This window comes from Synechococcus sp. PROS-9-1 (assembly GCF_014279775.1).
Classification (GTDB): domain Bacteria; phylum Cyanobacteriota; class Cyanobacteriia; order PCC-6307; family Cyanobiaceae; genus Synechococcus_C.
This window is the reverse complement of sequence record NZ_CP047961.1, coordinates 1287112-1313937: the sequence shown is the minus strand read 5'-3', so window position 1 is coordinate 1313937 and position 26826 is coordinate 1287112. Positions and strand designations below refer to the sequence as shown.

Sequence of the window (26826 nt, the reverse complement as noted above, 5' to 3'; positions counted from 1 at the left end):
CGATCCAGTCGTTGCCATGCTTCGCTCAGACGCCGTTACTCAAGGCATTCAGCGCTCACCAAATCGAGCAATGCTGAGAGCGGTTGGCTTCGGTGATGATGATTTCGGCAAGCCAATCATCGGGATCGCAAACGGTTACAGCACGATCACACCGTGCAACGTGGGATTGGATGCTCTGTCCCGTCGTGCTGAAGACTCTGCTCGAAAAGCAGGCGGAATGCCTCAGATGTTTGGCACGATCACTGTGAGTGATGGCATTTCCATGGGCACCGAAGGAATGAAATATTCCTTGGTGAGCCGTGAGGTGATCGCTGATGCGATTGAAACCGCATGCAATGCCCAGAGCATGGATGGTGTTCTGGCCGTTGGTGGCTGCGATAAAAATATGCCCGGAGCCATGTTGGCGATGGCACGTATGAATATTCCCTCGATCTTTGTGTATGGGGGAACAATTAAGCCTGGGAAACTAGGAGGCTGTGACCTCACTGTTGTCAGTGCTTTTGAGGCTGTCGGTCAGATTACGAGCGGGAAAATTGATGAAGAGCAGCTAACAGCAATTGAAAAAAATGCTTGCCCAGGTGCTGGCAGCTGTGGAGGCATGTTTACGGCCAATACGATGAGTGCTGCGATTGAAACGATGGGGCTGAGTCTTCCCCACAGTTCAACAATGGCTGCTGAAGATGAGGAAAAGGCAGAGAGTGCGGCGCGTTCTGGTGAAGTTCTTGTTGAAGCAATTAAATCCAATATTCGTCCACTTGATTTGTTAACGCGTGAAGCCTTTGAGAATGCCATCAGTGTGATCATGGCGGTGGGCGGGTCCACCAACTCTGTGTTGCATTTGCTCGCAATCGCGCGCACAGCAGGCGTTGATCTCAGCATTGATGATTTTGAAATGATCCGGGAGCGTGTGCCTGTGATTTGCGATCTCAAACCGAGCGGTCGTTTTGTCACCGTGGATCTTCATCAGGCAGGCGGCATTCCCCAGGTGATGAAATTGCTATTGGATGCAGGGCTGCTCCATGGCAATTGCCGCACGATTGAAGGCAAAACACTGCAGGAACTGTTGGCGAATGTTCCTTCAACACCTCCCGAAGGACAAGAAGTGATCAGGCCACTGAGTGATCCCCTTTATGCGAAAGGGCACTTGGCCATCTTGAAGGGGAATTTGGCAAGCGAAGGAGCTGTCGCCAAAATCAGCGGCATTAAAACCCCTGTCCTCACCGGTCCTGCGCGGGTTTTTGAAAGCGAAGAAGATTGTTTAGCGTCGATTATTGGGAAACAGATTCATGCCGGTGATGTCATCGTGATTCGCCAGGAAGGTCCAGTGGGAGGACCTGGAATGCGCGAAATGCTTGCACCAACCGCTGCCATTGTTGGGCAGGGACTAGGAGACAAGGTGGCGCTGATTACGGATGGTCGCTTCAGCGGAGGAACGTACGGTTTGGTCGTTGGCCATGTGGCTCCAGAAGCTGCCGTTGGTGGAGCGATCGGCCTTGTGATGGAGGGAGATAGCATCACCGTGGATGCCAATCAGAATCTTCTTCAACTCAATGTGAATGAGGTTGAACTCGAAAGACGCCGCAGCATTTGGTCAGGACATCAGCCTAAATATAAGACAGGAGTTCTTGGAAAATATGCTCGACTTGTCTCGAGTTCAAGCCTTGGTGCCGTGACAGATCAGCCTGATTAAGGCACTCCCAGAGGGGGGATGGATGATGGATTGGTCATTACATGGTTGATATTTAATTGTGAAATTCCTTTGTTTAAAGCGACATTTTGATTGTTTGGTAAAGAGCTCTCAAACAGATTGCTTGTTAGTCATTCCACTCGAGATTGACTAACAAGTTGTGCTCTCAGTCGTCGTGCCATCGCTTCCAAGGGTTGGCCGTCGGCCGGAGCCGTGCAGCGCATGCCGTTGTCTCCATGCATCCAAACAGGATGCTGCCCTTGCCAAAGCATGGGGCGCTCAGCTTGATCACACCAACTCAGCATCAGATTCAGATCACTGCCGCTCCGATAGATCTCGAGTTCGAGGTCCATGTCCTCCATCCGAGATCCAGACGCATCACGGGTTTCGATGCGAACAAAGAGATCGTCAATGCTGGATGTTCCTTCATCCTCGTGAATCGGAACAACAGCATGCTGATAAGGCTTGCGGCAGAGATCAGCCGTGTGGGCAATCACAACCGCTAAATCGATCATTTGTAGGCTTCGATCGAATGAATGAGGATGCGGATCGCACCCGCACGGAAGCCTGGATTCGTGGATCCCGCCTCATCAAACCGCGAATGGAGAACTTGTAAGCGTGTGATCGCGGACGCATCAAAGCGCAAAGGCAGTCCTACCGGTTTGGCACGTACCACGGGCTGAAGATCTTTGAAGGCAATCTCTGCAACGGTGGTTCCTTCCAGCTTGGTGGGAACGGGCATGACCCAGCGCAGTCCGCCTGGAATCATCTCCGTGAGTCCCATCAATCCATCAGAGCTGGCCACTGCAAATTTCAAGGTTCGCCCTTCTGCTTCGATCGCTAAGCGCAATCCGCTGAAAGCCGAAAGATCGAGAGGCGGTCTTAACAAGGGGGAACGGCAGCTCACAAAACCTCCCCCATCTGCGACCACCTCACCCTCCAGCAATAGACCTTCAGGAGTGAGGCAGCAGCCAGCTCTGCTTCTTCCACCCATGATCGTGTCGTTGAGCGTGGCCCAGGAATCGAATGAGACACGGGAGGTGGTCATCTCAACCCTGCACAAGGAGTGCTTATTTAAAGCCCTTCGCTGGCAGCTTCGTCGGCCAGCACAATAATTTCAGCCTCTGGTTGGGCCAATTTTGCGGGAGTTCGTTGTGAGGACTCAGTTGGATCGAGCAGGCGTCGCAGGGCTTCCCTTTTATTGGCACCACTGACGAGGAACATCACTGTTCGAGAAGCGCTGAGCACCGGTGCTGTCAGTGTGATGCGCTCCAACCCCTTCCCCCGTCCAATCGTGGTCCAGCGATCACGAACTTCAGGAGCGTCAGTGCCGGGGAAGAGTGAGGCGGTGTGACCGTCATCACCAAGACCCAACACCATCATGTCGAAGATGGGTGGTTCTCCACTGCAGCTGTTGGCAATCAGCTGTGCGAAAGCGTCGGCGCTGGCTTCTGGTGAGGGCAGCTCAACGGTTGGAACAGGATGAAAGCAGGCCGCTGCACCAGGCTCACCGGCTTGGAGCAACGTGGAGCGGAGCATGCCGGCATTGCTGGACTCGTCATCAGCAGACACCCAGCGTTCGTCGCCAAGAAAAACATCCACTCGATTCCAGGGCAAATGTTGTTGGCCTAACCGCTGATAAGCCTTGGAGGGAGTGGTGCCTCCCGATAGAGCAATCTGAGCACGATCGCGTTGATCGAGCGCCAGTTGTATCGCGTTGGCGATGTATTCAGCGGCCCGCAGCGCTAGATCCTGGGGATCTCGGGCCCTTTCGATGCGATAGGTGGTCATCAATCAGCTCAATCCAGCCACTCGGTGTGAAAACTGCCTTCCTTATCAACGCGTTCATAGGTGTGTGAGCCAAAGCAGTCGCGCATGGCTTGAACTGCATTTTGAGGCAGACGAGCTGTGCGGTAGCTGTTGATGTAGTCGAGAGTGTTGCTCAGGCAGGGCACAGGAATTCCGGCTTCCGCTGCTCCTGCAACAACTTTGGCTAAGCCAGGGAGTCGGGTGTTGACCTGATTGGCAAACCAAGGATCAATGAGCAGATTGCTCAGCTGCGGATCGGTCGTGAACGCATCCTGAATCCGCTTGAGCAGTCGCGCGCGAATGATGCAGCCGCCCTTCCAGATCTGAGCGATGGAGGGCATATTCAAGTTGTAATCATGTTCTGCGGATGCGATCCGCATAAGCTCCATCCCTTGCGCGTAGCTGGCCATGCAGGCGAGCACCATCGCATCCATGAGGGGTGCCATTCCATCGGCAGGGGTACCCAAATCAAACGACTTCACCGCGGGCCCTTTAAGGATGGTTTCCGCTTTGACGCGCTGATCTTTCATCGAACTCATCACGCGGCCATTAAGAGCGGCGTAAATGGTTGGCACAGACGCACCCATCTGCAGGGCACTCACCACAGTCCACAAACCCGTGCCTTTTTGGCCAGCTTTGTCCTGAATCTTTTCGATCAGATCGCTCCCATCTTCGGGATCTTTGGTGCGCAAGCAGACCTCTGTGATCTCAACCAGGTAGGAGGCGAGCTCCTCTGTGCTGTTCCAGTGGGCAAAGACGTCGGCCATCTGAGTGCCATTCATGCCCCCAACCCTCTTCATGAGGTCATAGCCCTCAGCAAGGATTTGCTCGATGCCGTACTCAATGCCGTTGTGCACTGTTTTGACAAAGTGCCCTGATCCTCCTGGGCCGATGTAGGTGACACAAGGACCGTCTTCGACTTGGGCCGCCATTTTGGTGACGAGGCTCTCAATGGCGTCGTAAGAGGCTTTGGTGCCTCCGGGCATCATGCTCGGACCTTCAAGAGCACCTTTGGCGCCGCCAGAGACGCCCATGCCAATAAACCCGAAGCTCTTGCTTTCCAACTCGGCAACTCGACGCTCCGTGTCGTGATATTCCGAGTTGCCACCATCAATTAAGAGATCTCCTTCATCTAAAAAAGGAGAGATCTGTTCGATTACCGCATCAACAGGACCCCCCGCTTTCACCATCATCAAGATGCGGCGAGGTCTTTCCAATTTGTTGACAAAATCCTGAAGGTCGGTGGCACCTTGAATGTTTTTACCGGCGCCTAGACCTTTCAGAAAGTCTTCCGTCTTTGAATAAGTGCGGTTGTAAACAACACTCGAAAAACCGTTGCTCTCAGCATTGAGAACAAGGTTTTCGCCCATCACGCCTAGACCGATAAGACCAAAGTGAGACTTGGACATCAAAAACTGCATTCACTGAGGTCAGTGTGACCACAGGATCAACAAACGGCTGCGAACTGGTCCACCTCTGTCAGGGATAAGAGATGGAAGCGCCGATCCTCAAATCACTTTGTCGTCAAATCACTGTGTCGTCGGCAATCGATGCATTTTTAACGACAACGATGATTCCGTTACGGATGTAGAAGCCTTGGTCAGGACGATCAGCTTCTTCCACGTGATCCTTATTCACGATGGTGACGTTCTTACCAAGACGAGCATTCTTATCAAGAATGGCTCGTTTTACAGTGGTGCCTTCACCAACTCCGACAGGAATACCGCCTCGCGCTCTCAGCGTTTCGCGTTCGATTTGAGATTCAAAGAAGTCAGCTCCCATCAACAACGAATCCTGGAGGACCACATTGTTTTCCACGCGACTTCGAACACCTAGTACGGAGTGGTGAATACTGCAGGCCTTAATAATCGATCCCTCACTAATGATCGAATCTGTGATCTGACTGTCCACAAACTTGCTGGGGGGCAAATACCGCGGGCGTGTGTAGATCGGGAAGGCTTCGTCGTAGAAACTGAATGGAGGAGTTGGCTGCTGCGTGAGGGCCAGATTGGCTTCATAGAAGGCACCGATGGTGCCAATGTCTTCCCAGTAATCATCAAAGACATAGCTCTTGAGGGTGTCGCCACGAGACAGCGCTTCTGGGATCACCTCCTTGCCGAAATCCTTATGTCCGGGATTTGAATCGAGAAGATCGAAAAGGGTTTTACGACTGAAGACGTAAATGCCCATGGAAGCGAGGTAAGGACGCTCCTTAGAAGACTCAACGCTGAGGCCAAAACGGGACGTGTCAACGGCCATTTCCTTTAAGGAATCGCCCTTGGGCTTCTCGCGGAATTCCTTGATGTTTCCGTTCTCATCGGTTCGCATCAAACCGAAAGCTTCTGCTTGCGCAGCGTCCACAGGCAGTGCTGCAACCGTGAGGTCTGCTCCCGTACTGCGGTGATGCTCCACAAAACGGCTGTAATCCATCCGGTAGAGCTGATCACCGGAGAGGATCAAGTATTCATCAACATCCCATTCGCTAAACAGGGTCTGGTACTGGCGCACCGCATCAGCCGTTCCTTCGAACCAAGACGGGCTATCGAGGGTCTGTTGCGCCGCTAGAACTTCGACGAACCCTTGCCCAAATCCAGCATTGAGGTTGTACGTCTGGCTGAGATGACGATTCAGCGAAGCGCTATTGAATTGTGTCAACACATACATCTTGTTGATGCTGGAGTTGATGCAATTGCTGATTGGAATATCAATCAGGCGGTATTTTCCCGCCAAAGGAACTGCTGGCTTGGCTCTCATCTTTGTGAGTGGTTGGAGACGGGTGCCAGCCCCTCCCCCGAGAATGATTGCCAGTACTCGCTTCATGCAGCTCCCGCCTTTCGGCTATGCGGGGCAAACTTACCGGATTTTTCGCGTTCAAAACCAACCCTTGGGCCAGATGGTGGAGATTGCAGGAAATTAATCTTGCGAGGCCGCTCCGGATTCCAAATCAAAAATTTTTTCAACGACCTGAAGAGCCTGTTGTCGCTCGCTGCGTTGCTGTGCGCTGCGGAGCTGAGTCACAGGGGTGTGAAGGATCTTGTTAATCATTCCCTTGGTTAAGGCCTCCACCACCTTGCGTTCTCGCGCTGAGAAATCAGGACCCATGCGGCTCAGCGCTTTAGTGAGTTCCTCTACGCGGATCTCCTCTAAGGAAGCTCTCAAGCGGTTGATGGTGGGAACGGCCTCGAGGCTGTCCCACCATTCCAGGAACAGGCGACTCTCTTCAAGAAGTAGTCCTTCAGCCTCCCGTGCAACCTGTTGTCGGGCCTCTTGGTTGCGCTCTACAACCTCTTGAAGATCATCCACATCGTGGGATTCCACCCCAGACACATCGTGTACATCGGATGCGATGTTGCGAGGCACGCCGATATCAACCAGTCGCAATGAGCTGCGGCGATTGAGAGCGTTCAATCTGTTGGCGTCAATGATTGGATCATCAGCGGCTGTGCTCGTAAAGACCAACGAACAGGTGCTCAAGCACTGATCAAGATCGTCAAGCCCACGGCACTGAATGGGCAGGTTTGGAAAGTCGGTTGCTAGCGCTGAGGCCCGTTCGATGGTGCGATTCAGCAACACCACTCCAGAGGCTCCTTTCGCTTGGAGGTGTTGGAGCAACAAACGACTCATGCGTCCAGCGCCGACAACGGCGATTTGCTCCGTTTCAAGCGTGACCAACGCATCCTGGCCGCGAGATTGTCCAAGTTTGAGTTGAGCCAATTCAACCGCTGCTGAGCTCACGGACACAGCGCCGGTGCTGAGATTGGTTTCAGAACGGACTCGCTTTCCTGTGCTCACAGCCTGCGTCAGCAGACGATTGAGAATGGGCCCGATCGATTTGTGCTCTTGCCCCAGGCGCATCATTTTCTTGACCTGGGACAAGATCTGACCCTCCCCAAGGACAAGGCTGTCGAGTCCTGCAGTCACTCGCATCAAATGCGCAATGGCTTCGTCGTGGTGATAGGTGAAGAGGTGCGGAGAGAGATCACGGCTTTCCAAACCGGAATGGCCACTGAGAAAATCGCGGACAGCAGCAATCCCTAAATCTGGGTTGCGCACCAAGGTGTAAATCTCAAGTCGGTTGCAGGTGCTGAGGATCGAGGCCTCCAACACCTGCTCATGATTTCGCAGGTTTTGTAGGGATTCCTCCATGGTTTGCTCAGGAATGCTGAGCTTTTCGCGCACTTCGACCGGAGCCGTTCGATGACTGAGGCCGACGACGGCGATATGCATAGAGAAATCCCTCTGTTGCTGCGTGAATCAGTTCAAAGCGATGCTTTGAGCACCATCCTTCATGTGAATGGTGTTTGTGAAACTGCAGGTGTTGTTCAGGTTGCTGATGATCAAGCTGCTCGTGCGGGTGCAATCAGTTTCGAACTTCACTCCGTTGAAAAGAAGACCATCTGTGATGCCGCTGCCGGCGAAAACAACGTGCTCTCCGCAGGCAAGCTCACTGGCTTCGTACACCTTATCGGGGTCGGTAATGCCCATTTCTGCGAGGCGGGCGAGATTGCCTTCCTTCGTCATATCTGCCCACTCAGACGTCTGAGCAATGGCTGGGTCATACACCAGTTGTCCTTGGAAGTGTCCGCCAAGTGCGCGCATCGCTGCAGCTGAGATCACACCCTCAGGTGCAGCACCAATGCCCATCAAGCAGTGAGTTCCAGTTCCAGCAAAACCACAGGCGATAGCGGCCTGCACATCACCATCTGAAATGGGTTGAATACGAGCACCGGTGGCGCGGATTTCAGTGATCAGATCTTTGTGACGGGCACGATCCATCACAACGATGGTGAGCTCGTCAGGAGCAAGACCCAAGCACTCACTGAGGATTTTGATGTTTTCAGTCGCAGATTTGCGAATGTCAACCTTGCCCTTGGCTGCTGGAGGAGCAGCCAACTTCTTCATGTAGAAGTCGGGAGCATTAAACAGTCCACCGCGGTCGGAAGCGGCCAAAACCGCCATGGAGCCGCGCTGGCTGTAGGCACAAAGATTGGTGCCTTCGCAAGGGTCAACGGCGAAATCCACGCCAGGGCCAGTGCCGGTACCGACTTCTTCGCCGATGTAGAGCATGGGAGCTTCGTCGCGCTCCCCCTCGCCGATCACAATGCGGCCCTGCATTTGGATCTGATTCATGCGCTTGCGCATGGCATCAACAGCCAATGCATCCGCTTCATCCTTCAGACCTTTGCCGGAGAGCGTGGCGGAAGCGATGGCGGCCTGCTCGACGATCTCGAGAATTTCCTGGATGAGAGTGCGATCCACGTAAGTGCTGCGGGGGTTAAAGAGAGGCTTTGAGGAGAAAGCCTGCAACAGCAGGGATTTCTGTCTCATATGCGCGGCTCACTGTATCAGTGGTATCAGCGCTCTTTACAATCGACCCATCCTTAAGCCGACTCCGCCATGAGCACCAAACCCCTGGTGATCTCTCCATCGATCCTGTCTGCTGACTTCTCTCGCCTGGGTGAGGACGTCAAAGCTGTTGATGAGGCAGGTGCTGACTGGATTCATGTCGACGTCATGGATGGTCGATTCGTTCCCAACATCACGATTGGCCCGCTGATTGTTGAGGCCTTGCGCCCGGTTACTAAAAAACCTTTGGACGTGCACCTCATGATTGTGCAGCCTGAGAATTATGTAGAGGATTTCGCAAAAGCCGGCGCAGACATTATTTCTGTGCAAGTTGAGGCTTGCCCTCATTTGCATCGCAACCTCGCTCAAATTAAGGATCTCGGCAAAATGGCTGGGGCTGTTCTTAACCCCAGCACCCCTCTAGATACCCTCGAATACTGTCTAGAACTCTGTGATCTCGTATTGATCATGAGTGTGAATCCTGGTTTTGGCGGTCAGAGTTTTATTGATAATCAAGTCAAGAAAATTAGTGACCTTCGCCGTATGTGCGATGAAAAAGGCCTGGATCCCTGGATTGAAGTGGATGGAGGCGTTAAGGGCGCTAATGCGTGGAAAGTGATTGAAGCCGGTGCGAACGCCATCGTGAGTGGTTCTGGTGTGTTCAACCAACCCGATTACGCAGCGGCGATTCAGGGAATCCGTAATAGCAAGCGCCCTTAGCTTCGGCGTGCAGCCAAGCGACTCATTGTTGCTGCTATAGATCAAACTCTATCTGTCTTTAACCCCTGCAAATTGTTGGGGTTTTTTAATGTACTGGCGAATGCTCAATGGTTTTAAGCGATGTATTTCCCTTTGAGGCTGCTAGAGAGACATCACTGTAAGTTGTTTTAGTTTTCTAGATGGTTGCTTCGATCGTTTAGGGATTGTCTTGCCTATTTTTTGACGCACCAGTTCAATGATTAGATTTTTTCTTTGAGGGCTTCTCTGTAGTCCCTGCACTGGTAAGAGGAGTGAAGGCTTCGAGTTGTTTCGTCGATTGCGCAGTTAAAGCCTTCTCTGAAGGCAGCACGCTTCATGGCTTCGATTTGAGAGACAGCGTAAATTCCGAGCACAATCAAGATGAATAGTGAAATCCCTGCCCCGGTGCCTTTTGGATACAACTTCATCGCTTCTGGGTCATGTCTTGAATGAGTTTAGGACGCAATTAATCAGATGTAAATAATGAAAGATCAAGACCCTCAAATTGATTCTGTTCAGTGATTGGTTTTGGATTGTTGAGGGCGTGGATCTCCTCTTAGGTTCCAAGGATGAAACAGCTAACGCTGCCAAGGAGGCTCATCACAACAGGCAGGATGGTTACCAATCGGAATCGGCAAAGCAAATGTTCAAAACGAGATTCGAATCGGGCTCTCCGATTTTTTTGTTCTCAAGTTCTGCCTTTTGATCATTCGTGTTTGATTGTTAATAACTAGGTTCTTGTAATTAAACGGTTGTGGCTGGTGGATTGGTTTGAGGCGGTAGTGGCCGCGGTGTAAAAAGTGCCGGAATGGACAGCGTGATCAACGCGCTACCCACGACAAGCAACACGAGGAGGGGCACCGGTTTAACGAGGGGCTGCTTGTCTAAAACGGTTCCACAGCGCACACAAATTGGTGTGGCTCCTGGGGGTGGATGTAGGACAACGGCTGGTCCACAACAGCACTCTGGGCAGCGAAAACGGGGCATGAATGTTTTGGGTGGTGGCGAATCCCGCGCTACCAGGCAGTGAATTGCGACAATCATGCGTTGCCGACAGTTGTTCTGCCATGCCCCTCAGCTCTTTGGTGCGTCTGTTGCAGACCTCAGCGCTGAGCGGTGAGTTGTGCGAACGAGCGGAACGGGACCAAAGGCTGTTGATGCGCAGCGCTGGCCGAGCCGCTCGGGCGTTGGTGGCCAGTGCGTTGGCGCGACGCATGGATCAGCCCCTGCTGGTGGTCGTTCCCACACTGGAGGAGGCCGGACGTTGGACAGCCCTCTTGGAGCTGATGGGTTGGTCTCGTGCGCAGCTTTACCCCACCAGTGAAGGGTCTCCCTACGAACCTTTCGACTCCACCACCGAAATCACCTGGGGCCAGCTCCAGGTGTTGAGCGAACTGCAAGCAGACCGCAGCAAAAGCGATCTAGCGATCGTGGCTACAGAGCGATGTCTGCAGCCCCACTTGCCGCCTGCGCAGGCACTGGCAGAGCATTGCCGGGCCTTGAAGAAGGGTGATGTTGTGGATCTTGAAGAGCTATCGACCTACCTCAGCCAACTTGGCTATGAGCGCGTCTCGACGATTGATCAGGAAGGAACGTGGAGCCGTCGTGGCGACATTGTTGACGTCTATCCCGTTAGCAGTGAACTCCCCGTGCGTCTGGAGTTCTTTGGGAATGAACTCGACAAGCTTCGCGAATTTGATCCAGCCAGTCAGCGCTCCCTTGACGCCGTCGACACGCTCAAGCTCACCCCAACCGGCTTCAGTCCTCTGATTGCTGAACGTCTGCGCGAGCAGGTGCCTGATGACCTTGACCAATTGCTGAGTCAGGCGCAGATCACTGAGCTGCTGGAGGGCGGAACCCCTGAGGGGATGCGTCGATTGATGGGATTGGCCTGGGATGCACCTGCGTCCCTACTCGATTATTTGCCTGCGGACTGCTGCATCGCCATCGATGAGCGCCGGCATGGCAGCGCCCATGGGCAGCAGTGGCTCGATCACGCTGAAGAGCAACATGCCGAGCTTCCAGTTCCCATTCCTTCTTTGCATCGGCCCATCAAAGAGGCGATGGAGCTTGCCGAGTCGTTTGCTGGCTTCGATCTGGCAGAACTTCAGGAACACGACAGCCACCCCAATGCCTTCGATCTCGCCAGTCGCCCCGTTCCGTCTTACCCCAATCAATTCGGAAAACTCGGTGAATTGATCAAACAGCACCAAAGGGAGCGTCAGGCTGTTTGGTTGTTGTCAGCGCAGCCCAGCCGCGCTGTGGCTCTGCTTGAAGAACACGACTGCATCACGCGCTTTGTACCCAATGCAGCCGATACGCAAGCGATCGATCGCTTGATTGAACAGGGCACACCTGTGGCCTTAAAAACCCGAGGAACAGCTGAGCTCGAGGGACTGCAACTTCCCGCTTGGAGGGTTGTTCTTCTTACCGATCGCGAATTTTTTGGACAGCAGTCGCTCACCAGCAGCGGCTACGTGCGTCGACGGCGCAAAGCGGCCAGCCGCACCGTTGATCCCAACAAGATGCAGCAAGGGGATTTTGTGGTGCATCGCAACCATGGAATTGGTCGCTTTAAAAAGCTCGAAAAATTAGCGATCAGCGGAGAGGTTCGCGATTACCTCGTTGTTCAGTATTCCGATGGCATCTTGCGAGTGGCCGCCGATCAACTCGGAAGCCTGGGGCGGTTTCGCGCCAATAGTGACACTCCGCCGCAGCTCAGCAAAATGGGCGGCTCCGCTTGGGTGAAGGCGAAGGAGAGGGCCACCAAGGCGGTTCGCAAAGTTGCGCTTGATTTGGTGAAGCTGTACGCCGAACGTCATCAAGCTGCAGGGTTTGCCTTCCCGATCGATGGGCCATGGCAGGTTGAACTCGAGGATTCCTTCCCCTACGAACCCACCTCTGACCAGCTCAAGGCCACGGTGGATGTCAAGCGAGACATGGAGAAACCAGAGCCGATGGACCGGCTGGTTTGCGGTGATGTGGGTTTCGGGAAAACGGAGGTGGCCATCCGTGCGATTTTCAAAGCCATCACCGCTGGCAAGCAAGTGGCGATGTTGGCTCCCACAACGGTGTTAGCTCAACAGCATTGGCGCACGCTCTCGGAACGCTTTGCTCCCTACCCGATCAAGGTGGCTCTTCTCAATCGTTTCCGCACGGCAGGTGAGCGCAAAACAATTCTTGAGGAGCTGAAAACGGGCACCATCGATGCCGTGGTGGGCACGCACCAGCTGCTCAGCAAAAACACCTGCTTCGACAAACTGGGTTTGCTGGTGGTGGATGAGGAACAACGTTTTGGTGTGAATCAAAAGGAAAAAATCAAGGCCTTGCGCAAGGACGTAGACGTTTTAACGCTCTCGGCGACGCCCATACCGCGCACCTTGTACATGAGCCTGTCTGGGGTGCGTGAGATGAGTTTGATAACCACTCCGCCACCGTTGCGTCGTCCAATCAAAACCCACTTAGCAGCTCTGGATGATGAGGCAGTGCGGAGTTCCATCCGCCAAGAACTTGATCGTGGTGGGCAGGTGTTTTATGTGGTGCCTCGGGTGGAAGGGATTGAAGAGGTGGCGGGCAAGCTTCGCGAGATGCTTCCTGGTCTCAAGCTCCTCGTGGCCCATGGACAAATGGCCGAAGGCGAGCTCGAGAGCGCGATGGTGGCGTTCAACGGTGGGGAAGCCGACGTGATGCTTTGCACCACGATTGTGGAGAGCGGGCTCGACATTCCTCGTGTCAACACGATCCTGATTGAAGATGCTCACCGGTTTGGACTCGCTCAGCTGTATCAGCTCAGGGGGCGCGTAGGGCGCAGTGGTGTTCAAGCCCATGCTTGGTTGTTTTATCCCGGCGATGCCTCGCTCAGTGAAGCGGCACGTCAGCGCTTACGCGCCATCCAGGAATTCGCCCAGCTCGGCAGTGGGTATCAATTGGCGATGCGGGATATGGAGATCCGCGGGGTGGGCAACTTGCTCGGAGTGGAGCAAAGCGGGCAGATGGAGGCCATTGGTTTCGATCTCTACATGGAGATGTTGCAAGAGTCGTTGGCAGAAATTCAGGGACAAGACATTCCCGCTGTGGACGACACGCAGGTGGATCTGCAGGTCACTGCCTTTATCCCTGCGGATTGGATCGTCGATGCCGACGAGAAAATGTCTGCGTATCGAGCTGCATCCGAGTGCCAGAGTTCAGAAGCCTTGGTGGAACTGGCTGCTGGTTGGGCTGATCGCTATGGGGCTTTGCCTGGACCAGTTCAATCCCTCTTGCAGTTGATGGAACTCAAGCTGCTTGCGAAACGCTGCGGATTTGCGCGGATTCGCCCTGAAAAACCAAATATTGCGCTCGAAACGCCGATGGAGGAACCCGCGTTCCGTCTTCTTCGTCAGGGGTTGCCCCAACATCTTCATGGCCGACTTGTTTACCAGGCGGGGAGTGGAAGCGTTGCCAAGGTCCTGGCACGAGGTCTTGGCGTCTTGCCCATGGAGAGGCAGCTTGATGAGCTCAAAGGCTGGCTAGAGCAGATGGCAGCACAGATTCCTGATGCTGATGGATTGACGCGTGAGCAGCGCGACCGACAGCAAAAAGACCGGAATGAGGCTGTTTTGACGGTTTGAGCTCCAGTCCCATGCTGGAAAGATGAGAAAGTCCAACACAATTCGCAATCCTTCGTTACCATGTAGGCATACGACGTGATACCCCTGTGGCTGAATTCATCGATCCAATTGCATCGGGAAGCTCCCTCAGCCTTCTAGGCAGTTTGGTTGGTGCAGCTGCACTGGGAATCTTTGCTCTGTGGCAGAACGATACGGAAAATGATGACGACGACTCGTCTCCAGGCGGTGGCCTGATGCAGCCTGTGGCCTGAGCTGCACTTCGCTGATCTTTCGTTGCTGAAATCACCCTGATGGGTGATTTTTTTATGCGTCGATGCCCAACTTTCAGGTTGCCACCTTGGCAAGGCTCTCGAGCAAAGGGCTCGAAAGGCCCCCTAAGGCAGGACAGCCACGATTCCAGCACCCACCGTGGCCGCCGTTAACGCTGAAGTGCCGATTGAAGGTTGGCAGCTCCTGGTTGATAGTTTCTTCCAGTTTTCGGAGCTTGCAACGCTTTGATCAGGGTGGTTTCCGCGACGCGGTACTGCCCATCTTTATTGGTCCCTAACTGTTCAATCGTGAGGGTTTTAATTTCCTTCTCACTCATCTCCACGGAAACATCCGGCAGGATGCCGTTTTTGTGGATATCGGTGCCCTTGGGCGTGAGGTATTTGGCAATCGTGACGGTCATCCCAGATCCGTCGGAGAGACCTCTTACGGATTGGACGAGCCCTTTGCCAAATGTTTTTTGGCCCACCAGAAGCCCGCGCTCATTGTCTTGAAGCGCTCCTGAAAGGATTTCGCTTGCACTAGCTGAGCCTTCGTTCACCAACACCACGACTGGCCGGTTGGTTAAGGCATTCCCTGTGGCGCGGCGCACGTCCTGAATGCCCTCACGGGTTTTTGTGCTGACAATCGTTCCTTCATCAAGCCACTGACGCGCAATGTCGATGCTGGCTTCAAGCAATCCGCCGGGATTACTGCGCAAATCAAGGACGTAACCCTGAGATCCTTGCTTTTCCAGTTCGCGAATCGCTGCACGCATCTCTTTGGATGCATTGGCATTGAATTGCTTCAGGCGGATATAGCCCACCTTGGTGCCATTGGCACTGGTGTTGAGTTGACTGTCGACGGCATGAATTTCAATGCGCGCCCGCACAAGGGGGACGTCGATGATGGAGCCCTTGCGGCGCAAGCCCAGCACCACGTTGCTTCCTTCCGTTCCACGAATGAGCTTCACCGCATCTTCCGTGGTCATCCCCTTAGTGAGTTGACCATCAATCGAAACGATGACGTCTTTGGGTTGGACCCCTGCTTTTGAGGCAGGTGTGCCTTCGATCGGAGACACCACCACGATCTCTTTGGTGTCTTTGTCCAGTGAAATTTGAATGCCGACACCGGTTAATTCACCTGAAGTGTCAATCTGCATTTCCTTGAACTCTTTTGGGTCCAGGAATCGGGTGTAAGGGTCATCAAGACTCGCCAACATGCCGCGAATCGCTTCATACGATTCCGCTGTTCCTGCATAAGACTTAGAGAGCAAATCCTTACGAAGAATTGACCATTGATCGAGGTCATAATCGCCCGATGAATCAAGGAAATCTCGATAGACGATCTGCCATACCTGATCAATCACCTCTTTCGGGCTGTTGGTGATGGACGACGAGGCTGTGCTTGGTAAACCCAAACCAGGATTGGCCACAACCACTGCTGCTGTGACAGTCCCTGCGCCTAGCGCCAAAAACCAACGACGTGGAGAGCCTTTGATGCTGGATTTTTTTGCGCGCATGCCGTCCACTAGGGCCTTTTCAGCACCTTAACGACATCAGTCGGTTCAACCCAGCGACCGTCGTCTTTGATCAACTGAACCAAGGCTTCTACACCTTCAGACTCGGGTACTTTTCGGATCTCATCACGATTGCGATAGAGAGCGATCACTCCAGGCCCTTTGCCGACATAACCGTAGTCAGCATCAGCCATCTCGCCAGGACCGTTGACAATGCAACCCATTACCGCAATGTCGAGACCGGTGAGGTGACAGGTGGCGTTTCGGACCTGATGGAGGACCTCCTCAAGATTAAACAAAGTGCGACCGCAGCTCGGACAGGCCACGTATTCGACCATCGTTTTGCGGATTCCAAGCGCTTGCAAGATCGAGAAGCACACAGGAATTTCCTTTTCAGGAGCTTCTGTTAAAGACACCCGGATGGTGTCTCCAAGTCCTTCCGCTAGCAGCGTTGCGATTCCGGCCGTGCTCTTGATGCGGCCGTAGTCGCCATCACCTGCTTCGGTGACACCCAAGTGCAGTGGATAGTTGAACCCTTCCCGATCCATGGTGTCGGCCATCAATCGGTACGCCGCCAGCATCACGGGCGCACGGGAAGCCTTCATCGAAATCACGATGTTGTGAAAATCGAGTGAATCGCAAATGCGCACGAATTCCATGGCCGACTCGACCATGCCTTGAGGGGTGTCCCCATAGGTGAACAGCATGCGTTCAGCCAAGGAGCCGTGATTGACTCCAATCCTCAAGGCCTTGTTCTGCTCTTTCAGCACCTTCACGAGAGGAGCAAACGTTTCTTTGATCCGATCTCCAATCGCATCAAACTCGTCTTGGCTGAACTCCTGGCGATGGGGATCCGGTTTGTCGAAAACAAACAACCCAGGGTTGATGCGCACTTTGTCGACGTGCTTCGCGACTTCTAGGGCGATGCGCGTGCCGTTGTGATGGACATCGGCCACGAGGGGGATGTTGCATCCCTGAGCTTGAAGCGCTGAGCGAATCTTCCCCATCGCTTTGGCATGACCGATCGACGGAGTCGTGACCCGCACGATTTCGCAGCCTGCATCGGCAAGACGACGGATTCCCGCGACCGAACCGTCGATATCAAGCGTGTCCTCATTGATCATCGATTGCACCGCAATCGGGTGCTCACTCCCAATCGGTACATCGCCGACCATCACCGTGCGAGTCACCCGGCGATGAATCTTTGTGTCGTATCGCTGCGAGGCGGTCATCAAGGATCGCTTGAATCTTGGGTTAACCCTGACACAACCCCGTTCAGAGCGTGCTTGACGTTGGCTAGATCAGCCATGAATAGCGAGCGGGGCTTACCAGAGTCTCTTGAAGGATTGCGCAACAGGTAAGAGGGATGAAAACTCGGCATCACATAACGCCCTTGCCATTCCGTCCACTGACCCCTTAAGCGACTAATCGGTGTGCGGCATTCGAGCAGGGTCGCTGTGGCTGTCGCTCCAAGAAGGAGCAGGATCTCCGGATTGACCTCAAGAATTTGACGATCCAGCCACGGTCTGCAGGCCTTGAGCTCAGCTGGGGTTGGACGCCGATTGCCAGGGGGCCGGCATTTGATCAAGTTGCAGATGTAGGTGTCGTCGGTTTGATCAAGACCGACATCTGCAAGGCATGCATCCAAGAGTCGGCCGGAACGCCCAACAAAGGGACGCCCCTGAGCATCCTCATCAGCCCCTGGTGCTTCACCTACCACCATCAGCCGCGCTGAAGGATTCCCGCGACTAACCACAACATGCTGGCGTTCTTTCGCTAAGTCACAGCGTTGACATTGGAGACAGGATGCCTCGAAGTCTTCTAACGACACGCGCATGGGCAGCTCAGCTCAAAACCCTATGAGCCCACGGCACCTTGCGGCAGCACCAAGGTGAGAAAGGGCTGCCCCTCAGGATCCTCCATCCAGCATTCCGCTCCAAACGATTCGAGACGAGCGGCTTCGCGTCGCCGCGCCCCCAACGCTTCGAGTTGCTCGATCCAACATCCGAGCTCCGTCTCTGGATGGTCGGTTCCGATCCGTTGAAAACAAGGGGCAAGGGCCGCACCGCGAATGGGCCAAGGCCGTTGACGAGAAGGGCGATAAATCTGAAGCGTTCCTCCGGTTGGTAGAGACACCATCCAGTGCTGGTCAGACAGCCCTACACGGCACGAACATCCCAAAGCCTCCGCATAAAACTCAGCGAGAGATTGGGGATTGTTGGCCGCCAATACCCAACTCATTGAGGTCGTTCCAGCTGACATGTTCGGCATGGTCAACATTTCGATCCAGGCTGTCATCAGCACATCGGTGTTGTCACTGACGCCACATCAGGCAGGATGATGTTTCACATATCCGAGCATCCATCGAGGGGGTGCCGTGCTGATGCCAGGCCCTCTATCTCTCTCGCACCGAGCTTTGGCTCTGCAGCCATCGCTCACACTTGCCATCAGCGCCCGAGCAAAAGCCCTGCAGCAGCAGGGTGTAGATGTTTGCAGTTTGAGTGCAGGAGAGCCTGATTTCGGGACCCCAGATTTCATTGTTGAGGCAACGATCCAGGCCCTCAGGGATGGCATGACTCGGTATGGCCCCGCTGCTGGCGATCCAGAGCTGCGTGCTGCCATCGCCCAGAAATTGAGTCTTGAAAACAACATCCCCACCACCACCGATCAGGTCTTGGTGACCAATGGCGGCAAACAGGCGATTTACAACCTGTTCCAAGTTCTCTTGAACCCAGGCGATGAAGTCATCATTCCGGCTCCGTATTGGTTGAGTTATCCGGAAATTGTTCGTTTGGCAGGGGGAAAGCCGGTCAAGGTGTCGTCGTCAGCAAGCGATGGGTTTGGCCTTGATCTGAACTTGATCGAACAATCCATCACCCCAGCAACCAAGGTTTTGGTTCTCAATTCACCGGGCAACCCAACGGGCCGTGTGTTGAACCTCAGTGAACTGGAAGCCTTGGCAGAGCTGGTGCGAAAGCATCCAAGCCTGATGGTGATGAGCGACGAGATCTATGAATATCTGTTGGAAGATGGTGAATCTCACCATAGTTTTGCCGCTATAGCTCCAGATCTCAGAGAGCGATGTTTTGTGGTGAATGGTTTTGCCAAAGGTTGGGCCATGACCGGATGGCGACTCGGATATCTCAGTGGTGACAGCACGGTGATTAAGGCCGCGGCCGCCCTGCAAAGCCAAAGCACCAGCAATGTGTGCAGCTTTGCGCAACGGGGAGCATTGGCAGCGCTACAAGGGTCTCGGGACTGCGTCCATGCAATGGCCGCTAGCTACAACACGCGGCGTGCTGAGCTTTGCAATGGGCTTCAACAGATGGAGGGCATCACCCTTGTGCCGCCAAGAGGCGCGTTTTATGCGTTTCCTCGCTTGCCTGATGCCATTACTGATTCGCTGGCCTTTTGTGAGCGTGCTCTTGAGGAGGAAGGCTTGGCGATTGTTCCTGGTGGGGCCTTTGGCGATGATCGTTGCGTGAGGCTTTCATGTGCTGTCTCGCGTGAGACGATTTCGGATGGACTGAGTCGGTTTCAGAGTTTGCTGACTCATCCCTAACGCCATCATTTTTCAAGCATGACCAATCCTTGGACTCGGGTCCGAAAAAAAGGGGCCGTTGTTCTTATGGCGCTTCTTTGTAGCCAGGGCGCAACGGTCCTTCCCGCTAACGCGGAAGCAACACTTCGCATCGGAGCGATACCCGATCAAAACCCCGAGCGGTTGAACCGTCGTTACGGCCAACTTTCTGCAGAACTAAGCGACACACTCAAGGTTCCTGTGCGCTATGTGCCAGTGAGCAATTACCCAGCAGCCGTGAGTGCCTTTAGAGCCGGAAGTCTGGATCTTGTTTGGTTCGGAGGGCTCACAGGTATTCAGGCCCGTCTTCAAACTCCAGGTGCCCAGGTTTTGGCACAACGGGCGATCGATGCAAAGTTCAATAGCGTTTTTATTGCCAATACTTCAACAGCTTTACAACCAATTATCAGCATTGATGGTCTGAAATCCCTTAAAGGAAAGCGCTTCACCTTTGGATCAGAAAGTTCCACGTCGGGACGACTGATGCCTCAGCATTTTCTGGCCCAAGCAGGGGTGACCCCGAAGCAATTCGCTGGCGGACAAGCAGGCTTCAGTGGAAGCCACGATGCCACGATCGCTTTGGTGCAGAGCGGCTCTTACCAGGCTGGTGCTCTTAGTGAGCCTGTCTGGAATGTGGCCGTCAAGAACGGGAAAGTAGATCCCACAAAGGTGAAGGTGATTTGGAAAACCCCTCCTTTTGGGAATTACCACTGGGTGGTACGACCCAATCTTGATCAACGCTTTGGGAAGGGATTCACAACCAAACTCCAGCAGGCCATGTTTGGTTTAACCCCCACCAGCGAGCGGCAGAAAAATATCTTGGAGCTGTTTTCTGCCAAGCGTTTCATTCCAGCGCAGGAATCTCAATATCAACCCATTGAGGAGGTGGGTCGTCAGCTCGGCAAGATCCGTTGACCTCTCTCCTTGAGTTAGTGAACGTCAGCCTGAGTGGCCCGAGAGGAGATCGACTGCGTTCGATTTCCCTCTCGGTTTCCGAAGGAGAGCGGATCGCCTTGTTGGGACGGAGCGGGGCTGGCAAGAGCACCTTGCTGGCCATCGCTAATGGCAGTCTTCGGGTGGAACAGGGAGAGGTGCGTTGGCGCGGTGCCTCGATTCGCACCATGCCTCGCCGCAAAAAAAGGGAGATCGGAATGCTCTGGCAAGACCTGCTGCTTGTCGAGGAGCTGAGCGTTGGCCAAAACGTCAACAGTGGCGCGTTGGGCCGTCACAACCTGATCTGGGGATTGGCCAACCTGTTGTTCAACGTGGATCAATCCGCCTGCAAGCATTGCCTTCAGCGAGCCGGTCTGGATACCGATCTCATCGAGCGTGGATTGATCGATGCTCCGATCCGCCAGTTGTCCGGAGGGCAGAGACAACGCGTGGCTCTTGCTCGTTTGCTGCGTCAGCAGCCGCAACTGATCCTGGCCGACGAACCGATCGCGAATTTGGATCCTGCGATTGCCAATGAGTTATTGGATCACTTGCTGAATCGTTCGCCAGAGGGGCAGCTGAATTGTGGCGCTGAGGCGATTGTGATCAGCTTGCATCAACCCGAACTCGTTCATCGCTTTGATCGCGTGATCGGTTTGCAGGATGGGGAGCTTGTGATGGACCAGCCTTCAAATCAACTCACTCCTGCCGACCTTTCCAGGTTGTACGAGGCCGGATGAACCGCCTGAAACTAGCGGCACCCCTGCTCACCTTGTTGCCTGCCATGGCAATGGTGCCCGTTTTGATCGTAACTTGGACGGGGCTGCATGGAGGCGGGCTGTCGATTTGGCAGCAATGCCTTTCAGGAGCCCTGCATCCATCAATGGATGCCGATGTTTTGCATGCGGTTTGGCATGGCCTTGGCGTCACCATGGCCACGGCTTTGTTGAGCTGGAGTCTCAGTTTGTTGTTTGGTGTGCTGCTCGGCAGCGCTTGCTCGGATGTGGTCTGGAGAAGCTGGACGCTTTCCTCCTGGCCAGCGAGGGGGCTTCGAGGGGTACTTGCGATTCCAAGAGCAGTGCACGAGCTGGTTTGGGGCCTGTTGCTTCTGCAGGTGTTTGGGCTCCATCCCTACGTTGCAGTTGCCGCTATCGCGATTCCTTACAGCGCTCTGGTCGCAAGGATTTGGCGGGATCATCTCGACAGCGCAGACCACCGTCCTCTCAACGCCTTGATCAGTGCTGGGGTGCACCCTTTGTCTGCCTTGATGACGGCTCTCAACCCAGGGATGGGAACCGTTTTGATGAGCTACGGCGGCTACCGGCTCGAATGTGCCTTGCGAAGCGCCACCTTGCTCGGGGTCTTTGGTTTGGGAGGGCTTGGCACCGAACTGCAGCTCACCCTTCAGTCATTGCAATTCCGCGAGCTGTGGACAGGTTTGTGGGTTCTCGCGGCCGTGATGCTGATTCTTGAGCAGCTGTTGAGGTTTTGGCGAGAACGGTCTGGAGTCGGCGTTCATGGTCAGCGTCGCATCTTGTTGTTCGGACTATTGGCGGTTGTTTTGGGAGTGATCGGCTCGTTTTGGCTATGGCTCATCGTTCCTGATCAGTTTTCAGGACTCAGCTGGATCGGGATGGAGGTTCCTTCTTGGACCCAACTGAATGCGGCCGCCATTGAACTTCCTTGGTTGCGCATGATTTTGGAAACGCTGGGTCTCACCGTGTTGGCTGCGGGGATTGCGATCGGACTTCCCCCCCTGGCCTTGCTCCTTTGGCCCTCGCCAAGGTGGCATCAGTGCTGCTCAATGTTCTGGGCCTGCATGCGTTGGATTCCCCCACCATTGATGGTGCTTCTGTTGCTGCTCAGCAATCGGCCGAGTCTGGCGATTGGTGCCTTGGCGATTGGTCTTCACAACAGTGGGGTGATGGGGCGTTTGCTGCTCGAAGGTCTTCATCAACAAAGTGGCCAGCGTCAAGTGGCTCTCAGAGCGATGGGAAGTTCGGAGCGGATGAGTTGGTTCTACGGCCTGCTCAGTCCTCAAAGCCCTAGTTATCTGGCTTACGGGGCCTACCGCAGCGATGTGATTCTCCGCGAAACAGTGGTGGTGGGAGTGATTGGTGGAAGTGGTTTGGGCTGGCAGCTGCTGGAATCACTCAGCTCCTTTCATTGGGCAGCGGTGGTCTTAGTGCTTTGTTGCTACTGCGCCCTCACGATCAGTGGGGAGTCGCTCAGTGATCGTTGCCGTTCGCTCTGGCTGCAAAGCTGACATCTGGATTGCGTGCCCGCCAGTGATGACAACAGCGCCCCGCCAGCTTGTCGTGATCGGTGATAGCGGTGTGTACGGATGGGGTGATCCAGAGGGGGGTGGATGGTGTGAACGCTTGAGGCGTCAATGGATGACGATGCCATCTGCTCCAGTGGTGTACGGGCTTGGCATTCGTGGGGATGGACTGGAGTGCGTCGCTCAGCGTTGGCAGCAAGAGTGGAGTTGCCGCGGTGAACTCCGTCGTCAGAAGCCCGATGGTCTGCTCCTTTCGGTGGGACTGAATGACAGTGCACGGGTTGGGAGGCTCGATGGACGGCAGCAATTGAGCGCTGAAGCGTTTCGCTTCGGGCTGGAGCAATTGCTTGCGGCGATGACGCCTGCCACCCAAGTCATGGTGATGGGGCTCAGCGTTGTTGATGAAGCAGTGATGCCTTTTGCTGACTGTCTTTGGTACAGCAATGAGGCAGTGGCCATCCATGAAGCGCAATTGGAGGAAACATGCCTGGAGGCCGATGTTCCGTTTTTAAGTCTGCACCGAGCGATGGCAGCAGAGCCTGATTGGCTCACCTGGTTGGAACCCGATGGGATTCATCTCAACAGCACAGGTCATTACTGGATTCATCAACGTCTTCAGGGTTGGAAGCCCCTTCTTAATTGGGCTGGTCTAGAGCCCCACCGTCAGTTCACACCAACTATTTAGTTGTTGAACCCTTCACTCCTGCAATCCTTGCTAAGGGTGTTTTTTAATACAAGGATTAGTGCTGATTACTACCAGTATTGAAGTAGAGCTCGTTAATATAAGCGGGCACCAAAAACAAGGGTAATGAGATTCCGCCAAATCTTATTTGCTCTTTTTACATTTTCCTTCCTCGCTTCATTGTTGCCGTGAGAAGACCAGAGGTTACTTCTACGCATCTTTGGTTTGTTTTTGGTGTGTTGATATGTTTCTTGGTGCAGGCTGGCAAGTATTAGCCAGTTTGATTAGGCTGGGTAGCAATAGTTAAACTAGCAAGTAATAGCTAACGTAGGCGGAAAAGTAAAAAGATAATAGATGAGAATTTTCTTTCATTGGTACAATTCTTTTTTTTTGAGTCTATCCAGGATCTTCATTGATTTATTGTTTTAGTGGGCTAAGTGGACTTGTGGATTAATCAATCTTCCCCAGCGTGAGGAGTAGGCATCGAAAGGATGAACTGGCTTTCATCCTTTCGAGTGGATCTTTTCACTGAAAAGAAGGAGGGGAGATTGGGAGATCAAAGCGACGTTGAAAGGGTCGTATCAACCCACGCGTTATGCCATCCAACCAATGTCTTCGACGGCGCGAGCAGCGCAGATCGTTGCCAAAGCTAATCCTTGAACGCAACGATGCTGTGCTCGAACACCTTGGATTGGCACACCATGCCGCCATCTACCAGGCGGCTCGTTATCCAGGTGAGCAAGACGACTTAGTTCAAGAGGGTCGTTTGGGGTTGATCAATGGAATAGCCAATTTCGACCCTCAACGCGGATTGCGGATCAGCACCTATGTCCTGGCAAGAGTTCACGGTCAAATCCTGCATTTCCGTCGTGATCGTCAACACACGCTGAGGATTCCTTGGCGCTTGAAGGACTTGCATCGTCGGGGCATGCGTCTTCAGGCTCAACGCTTGCAGCAGAGACTCGAGCCACTGGATGAGCCAGGCCTCGCTGCATCCCTCCGCGTGAGCCCTCAACGTTGGCGAGAGGCCCTGATCGCTCATGCCTTCGGTCATGTGGAATCGCTGGATGTTGCACCATCGATTCAGGCGGTAGAAGGAGGGCTGAGAAGCTCCCTGCTCGATCTGATCGAGGATTCCTCATCCGTGCCTTCATCTTTAGATGAGACAACCCTTCGGTGGTTGCAGGATGCGTTGCAGACCCTTGAGCCGCAACAGCGTTCCTGGCTCCTTGCTCGCTATGTCGACAACATTCCTATCAAAGATCTTGCCTTGCGAGAGAAGGTTCACCCAGGGTTGCTTCGCAAATCCATTCGAGCGGCTTTAAGCATGTTGCGACAGGCAGCAAAATCCTCTACCGCACAGCCTCTCGTCAACCAGCAAGTCCCAAAGGGACCGCGATCAGCATCGCCAAGACGGCGGCCCAAGAGGTTTGCAACCCGTTAACGACCTCATTGGTTAACCAACTGACCTTCTCTTGAGCCAGAGCTCCCAGCAGGCTTTCCAGCAGGGTTGCGATTAGACCCACAATCGCGACCACGATCATCGCCGTGGGAGAGGTCAACACCGATAGCCCGGCCATCACAAGCATCATCAGCAGGCTGCCGGCGGCACTCGCCAGGGTGCCTTCCAAGCTCACGGCACCTTCCGTTCCTGCTGGCACTCTGCGAAGACTCGTAATCAAAACGGTGGTTCGTCCCCAGCGTTTACCGATCTCACTGCCAAAGGTGTCAGCAAGTTTGGCCGCGAAGCTGGCTGCAAATCCAATCAGCAAAAGCGTTGCGGAGCCAATGCCTGCTCCAATCAAAAGGGCGATCACCGTGCCAGTGAAGGCAGATCCCCAAACGTTTGCTGGTCCTCGACGGCCTCCACGCGCCTCTGCAAGCCCTTGCTTTTGTTTTTGTGCAAAGCCAAGGCGCGTGACCAGTGATCCCAAGACGAGATAGATCACTACTGCGATCCAGCCTCTCCAACCGAGGCAGCCCCAAAGAATGGTTCCCAGGATTCCTGCATGCACCCAACCCATGCGTGTCAGGAGGGGAAGGCGCTGCGCAAAGGCGATCAGCACGCCATTGAGAAGCAGGGCTATTCCCCACATCGTGATGTTTTGGTCGGGCAAAACCATCGAGCTGTGTTGCACTGCCCTAAGCATCAGCCCATTCAGCCTGTTTGGGTTGGATAATCAGCCCACGTTGTCCACCGGAACCTGGCATGGCTCTGAAGAGCAAAGGCTTTTTCCTCAACCTCGAGGAAGGCACTTCGACCGACCAGGCGATTCAGATGGCGCCTGTGCGAGATCTTCCTGTCGAGGACAGTGAAGAGGAGATTCTTGCGCCGATACCCGCCATCTCCAAACCAACAGATGGAAGTAGCACGGTTGAGACCGCCAAACCAGCTCAAGCGGTCAAGACGCCCTCGGCTCCAGTTACAGCTTCTGCACCAGCTGCATCTGCTCCAGTTGCCTCTTCAGGCTCCCTAACAACTGCGCAAGCGATTGCAGCTGCCCTTGCAGAGGCAGAAGCGGCCCGTCCTGTCGTAACGCTCAGCACCTTTGCTCCAGAGATGCTTCGGCCTGGTCGTGATCTTCGGTCTCAGCCTCGTCGTCCGGGCCGAAATTTGAAGGGTTTCAAGGACATGGCCTCAGAACTGTTCAAAAGCTGACGACGCCAACTGCTGAGCGTTACCACCCCGGCAATTGCGGCTGTGGAAGAGCGCAAAATATCCTCATTGAGACTGATGGGTGACCATCCTTCCCTCAGGGCTTGCGCTTGTTCCTCAGGGTCCCAGCCTCCCTCTGGGCCAATCGCAAGCCAGATCCTGTTGTCTCCAGGGGTCTGGCGCCGCAACCAAGGCTCCAATGCAGTGAGCCCTTCTAATCGTGTGGTGGCAATTGCCAGCGTTTCGCTGCTGTTTGGCATCGTCCACCAGTCTTCCGTGGATGCCAGAGGTAGGAGCTGGGGCATCCAAAGCCGCTCGCATTGCTCGACCGCTTCTTTGAGGATCAGCTGCCAGCGCTCTGGTTTGTAGTCCGCTTGGGGTGTACATCGCGTTGCTTGCAAGGGCTGGATGCAATCCACGCCCAACTCACAAGCCATGCGCATGACGTCATCCATGCCACGTCGAACCAGAGCAATCGCAAGGCCGAGCTGAGGGGTGCTGGCTGGGGTTGTGGTTGTACAACTTCCAGGGAGCAGGAGCTGTCCCTCCTCCTGTAGGCATCCTTCCCAAAGATGGCCGCGGCCATCCACCACCGCCACAGCTGCTCCAGCACGAAGCCGTAAAACACGGCGGAGGTAATGACGTTCGTCATCACTGAGCACTAGGCATCCATTGCCATCAAGATCAGCCAATCGGTTGGGCTCGATCAGTAATCGACGCAGCTCCGCCACCATTCGGT

General features: G+C 54.3%; 25 protein-coding genes. 11 read left to right on the top strand and 14 right to left on the bottom strand.

Annotated elements, in window-relative coordinates:
• Window positions 1-16 precede the first annotated feature (16 nt).
• The gene (gene ilvD, locus SynPROS91_RS06910) at window positions 17-1690 is read left to right on the top strand and encodes a dihydroxy-acid dehydratase (RefSeq protein WP_186519574.1); all 1674 of its coding nucleotides are present in this window, start codon (window positions 17-19) and stop codon (window positions 1688-1690) included.
• 128 nt (window positions 1691-1818) lie between these two features.
• Here the strand turns inward: ilvD and SynPROS91_RS06905 are convergent, their stop codons facing one another.
• The 7 genes from SynPROS91_RS06905 to glpX all read right to left on the bottom strand — a co-directional run bounded on the left by SynPROS91_RS06905 (window position 1819) and on the right by glpX (window position 8755).
• Window positions 1819-2202 carry a hypothetical protein gene (locus tag SynPROS91_RS06905; protein WP_186515777.1) on the bottom strand — a complete coding sequence of 128 codons (384 nt, stop codon included), beginning with the start codon at window positions 2200-2202 and terminating at the stop codon, window positions 1819-1821.
• Entirely contained in the window at window positions 2199-2735 is a 537-nt protein-coding gene (locus SynPROS91_RS06900; protein WP_186515776.1) for a CIA30 family protein, read from the bottom strand. Before SynPROS91_RS06900 ends, SynPROS91_RS06905 begins: the two co-directional genes overlap by 4 nt.
• Window positions 2736-2761: 26 nt before the next feature.
• Window positions 2762-3478 carry a 6-phosphogluconolactonase gene (pgl, locus tag SynPROS91_RS06895; protein ID WP_186515775.1) on the bottom strand — a complete coding sequence of 239 codons (717 nt, stop codon included), beginning with the start codon at window positions 3476-3478 and terminating at the stop codon, window positions 2762-2764.
• An 8-nt stretch (window positions 3479-3486) separates the two neighbouring features.
• Window positions 3487-4905 (bottom strand): NADP-dependent phosphogluconate dehydrogenase, encoded by a 1419-nt coding sequence (gene gndA, locus SynPROS91_RS06890; protein WP_186515774.1) that lies wholly within the window; start codon window positions 4903-4905, stop codon window positions 3487-3489.
• A gap of 115 nt (window positions 4906-5020) precedes the next feature.
• Window positions 5021-6316, bottom strand: coding sequence for a glucose-1-phosphate adenylyltransferase (locus SynPROS91_RS06885; RefSeq protein WP_186515773.1), 1296 nt, complete (start codon window positions 6314-6316; stop codon window positions 5021-5023).
• 93 nt (window positions 6317-6409) lie between these two features.
• Window positions 6410-7723 (bottom strand): glutamyl-tRNA reductase, encoded by a 1314-nt coding sequence (locus SynPROS91_RS06880; RefSeq protein ID WP_186515772.1) that lies wholly within the window; start codon window positions 7721-7723, stop codon window positions 6410-6412.
• A 27-nt stretch (window positions 7724-7750) separates the two neighbouring features.
• A complete protein-coding gene (gene glpX, locus SynPROS91_RS06875) occupies window positions 7751-8755 on the bottom strand; it encodes a class II fructose-bisphosphatase (RefSeq protein WP_048348193.1) in 1005 nt (334 codons plus the stop codon).
• A gap of 138 nt (window positions 8756-8893) precedes the next feature.
• Here glpX and rpe point away from each other — a divergent pair, with 138 nt between their 5' ends.
• Window positions 8894-9562 (top strand): ribulose-phosphate 3-epimerase, encoded by a 669-nt coding sequence (gene rpe, locus SynPROS91_RS06870; RefSeq protein WP_186515771.1) that lies wholly within the window; start codon window positions 8894-8896, stop codon window positions 9560-9562.
• A 762-nt stretch (window positions 9563-10324) separates the two neighbouring features.
• On the opposite strand, the gene SynPROS91_RS06865 is transcribed toward rpe, so the two are convergent.
• Window positions 10325-10567: a hypothetical protein gene (locus SynPROS91_RS06865; protein WP_186515770.1), complete on the bottom strand. Its 243-nt coding sequence runs from the start codon at window positions 10565-10567 to the stop codon at window positions 10325-10327.
• 80 nt (window positions 10568-10647) lie between these two features.
• Here SynPROS91_RS06865 and mfd point away from each other — a divergent pair, with 80 nt between their 5' ends.
• Together mfd and SynPROS91_RS06855 are read left to right on the top strand one after the other, a co-directional pair.
• Window positions 10648-14190 (top strand): transcription-repair coupling factor, encoded by a 3543-nt coding sequence (gene mfd, locus SynPROS91_RS06860; protein WP_186515769.1) that lies wholly within the window; start codon window positions 10648-10650, stop codon window positions 14188-14190.
• Window positions 14191-14276: 86 nt separating this feature from the next.
• Window positions 14277-14441 (top strand): hypothetical protein, encoded by a 165-nt coding sequence (locus tag SynPROS91_RS06855; protein ID WP_186515768.1) that lies wholly within the window; start codon window positions 14277-14279, stop codon window positions 14439-14441.
• A gap of 167 nt (window positions 14442-14608) precedes the next feature.
• Here SynPROS91_RS06855 and SynPROS91_RS06850 read toward each other — a convergent pair whose 3' ends face one another.
• From SynPROS91_RS06850 to SynPROS91_RS06835, 4 genes are read right to left on the bottom strand one after another with little or no spacing between them, the layout of a single operon-like run.
• Window positions 14609-15958 carry a S41 family peptidase gene (locus tag SynPROS91_RS06850; protein ID WP_186515767.1) on the bottom strand — a complete coding sequence of 450 codons (1350 nt, stop codon included), beginning with the start codon at window positions 15956-15958 and terminating at the stop codon, window positions 14609-14611.
• Between the two features lie 8 nt (window positions 15959-15966).
• A complete protein-coding gene (gene ispG / locus SynPROS91_RS06845) occupies window positions 15967-17187 on the bottom strand; it encodes a (E)-4-hydroxy-3-methylbut-2-enyl-diphosphate synthase (RefSeq protein WP_186515766.1) in 1221 nt (406 codons plus the stop codon).
• Window positions 17187-17792 carry a uracil-DNA glycosylase gene (locus SynPROS91_RS06840; protein ID WP_186515765.1) on the bottom strand — a complete coding sequence of 202 codons (606 nt, stop codon included), beginning with the start codon at window positions 17790-17792 and terminating at the stop codon, window positions 17187-17189. The genes ispG and SynPROS91_RS06840 overlap by 1 nt, the downstream gene beginning before the upstream one ends.
• Window positions 17793-17812: 20 nt before the next feature.
• Window positions 17813-18217 (bottom strand): VOC family protein, encoded by a 405-nt coding sequence (locus tag SynPROS91_RS06835; protein WP_255439658.1) that lies wholly within the window; start codon window positions 18215-18217, stop codon window positions 17813-17815.
• A 121-nt stretch (window positions 18218-18338) separates the two neighbouring features.
• Between SynPROS91_RS06835 and SynPROS91_RS06830 the strand changes: the two genes are divergently transcribed.
• The 6 genes from SynPROS91_RS06830 to SynPROS91_RS06805 all read left to right on the top strand — a co-directional run bounded on the left by SynPROS91_RS06830 (window position 18339) and on the right by SynPROS91_RS06805 (window position 24875).
• On the top strand, window positions 18339-19517 hold the full coding sequence (locus tag SynPROS91_RS06830) for a pyridoxal phosphate-dependent aminotransferase (protein WP_186515763.1): 1179 nt from the start codon (window positions 18339-18341) through the stop codon (window positions 19515-19517).
• Window positions 19518-19535: 18 nt separating this feature from the next.
• Window positions 19536-20450, top strand: a complete 915-nt coding sequence (locus SynPROS91_RS06825; RefSeq protein WP_186515762.1) for a putative selenate ABC transporter substrate-binding protein — start codon at window positions 19536-19538, stop codon at window positions 20448-20450.
• Window positions 20447-21208 carry a phosphonate ABC transporter ATP-binding protein gene (locus SynPROS91_RS06820; protein WP_186515761.1) on the top strand — a complete coding sequence of 254 codons (762 nt, stop codon included), beginning with the start codon at window positions 20447-20449 and terminating at the stop codon, window positions 21206-21208. The genes SynPROS91_RS06825 and SynPROS91_RS06820 overlap by 4 nt, the downstream gene beginning before the upstream one ends.
• Window positions 21205-22734, top strand: coding sequence for a phosphonate ABC transporter (locus SynPROS91_RS06815; protein ID WP_186515760.1), 1530 nt, complete (start codon window positions 21205-21207; stop codon window positions 22732-22734). Before SynPROS91_RS06820 ends, SynPROS91_RS06815 begins: the two co-directional genes overlap by 4 nt.
• A 25-nt stretch (window positions 22735-22759) precedes the next feature.
• Window positions 22760-23434, top strand: coding sequence for a GDSL-type esterase/lipase family protein (locus SynPROS91_RS06810; protein WP_186515759.1), 675 nt, complete (start codon window positions 22760-22762; stop codon window positions 23432-23434).
• 592 nt (window positions 23435-24026) lie between these two features.
• Window positions 24027-24875, top strand: a complete 849-nt coding sequence (locus SynPROS91_RS06805; protein WP_186515758.1) for a sigma-70 family RNA polymerase sigma factor — start codon at window positions 24027-24029, stop codon at window positions 24873-24875.
• On the opposite strand, the gene SynPROS91_RS06800 is transcribed toward SynPROS91_RS06805, so the two are convergent.
• Complete coding sequence (locus SynPROS91_RS06800; RefSeq protein ID WP_255439656.1) at window positions 24802-25554, bottom strand: DUF92 domain-containing protein; 753 nt, start codon at window positions 25552-25554, stop codon at window positions 24802-24804. The genes SynPROS91_RS06805 and SynPROS91_RS06800 overlap by 74 nt on opposite strands.
• Window positions 25555-25640: 86 nt before the next feature.
• On the opposite strand from SynPROS91_RS06800, the gene SynPROS91_RS06795 reads away from it, so the two are divergent.
• Window positions 25641-26090, top strand: coding sequence for a translation initiation factor 2 (locus SynPROS91_RS06795; protein WP_186515757.1), 450 nt, complete (start codon window positions 25641-25643; stop codon window positions 26088-26090).
• Here SynPROS91_RS06795 and SynPROS91_RS06790 read toward each other — a convergent pair.
• Window positions 26021-26821 carry a 16S rRNA (uracil(1498)-N(3))-methyltransferase gene (locus SynPROS91_RS06790; RefSeq protein ID WP_186515756.1) on the bottom strand — a complete coding sequence of 267 codons (801 nt, stop codon included), beginning with the start codon at window positions 26819-26821 and terminating at the stop codon, window positions 26021-26023. The two genes, SynPROS91_RS06795 and SynPROS91_RS06790, sit on opposite strands and share 70 nt — an antisense overlap.
• Window positions 26822-26826 lie beyond the last annotated feature (5 nt).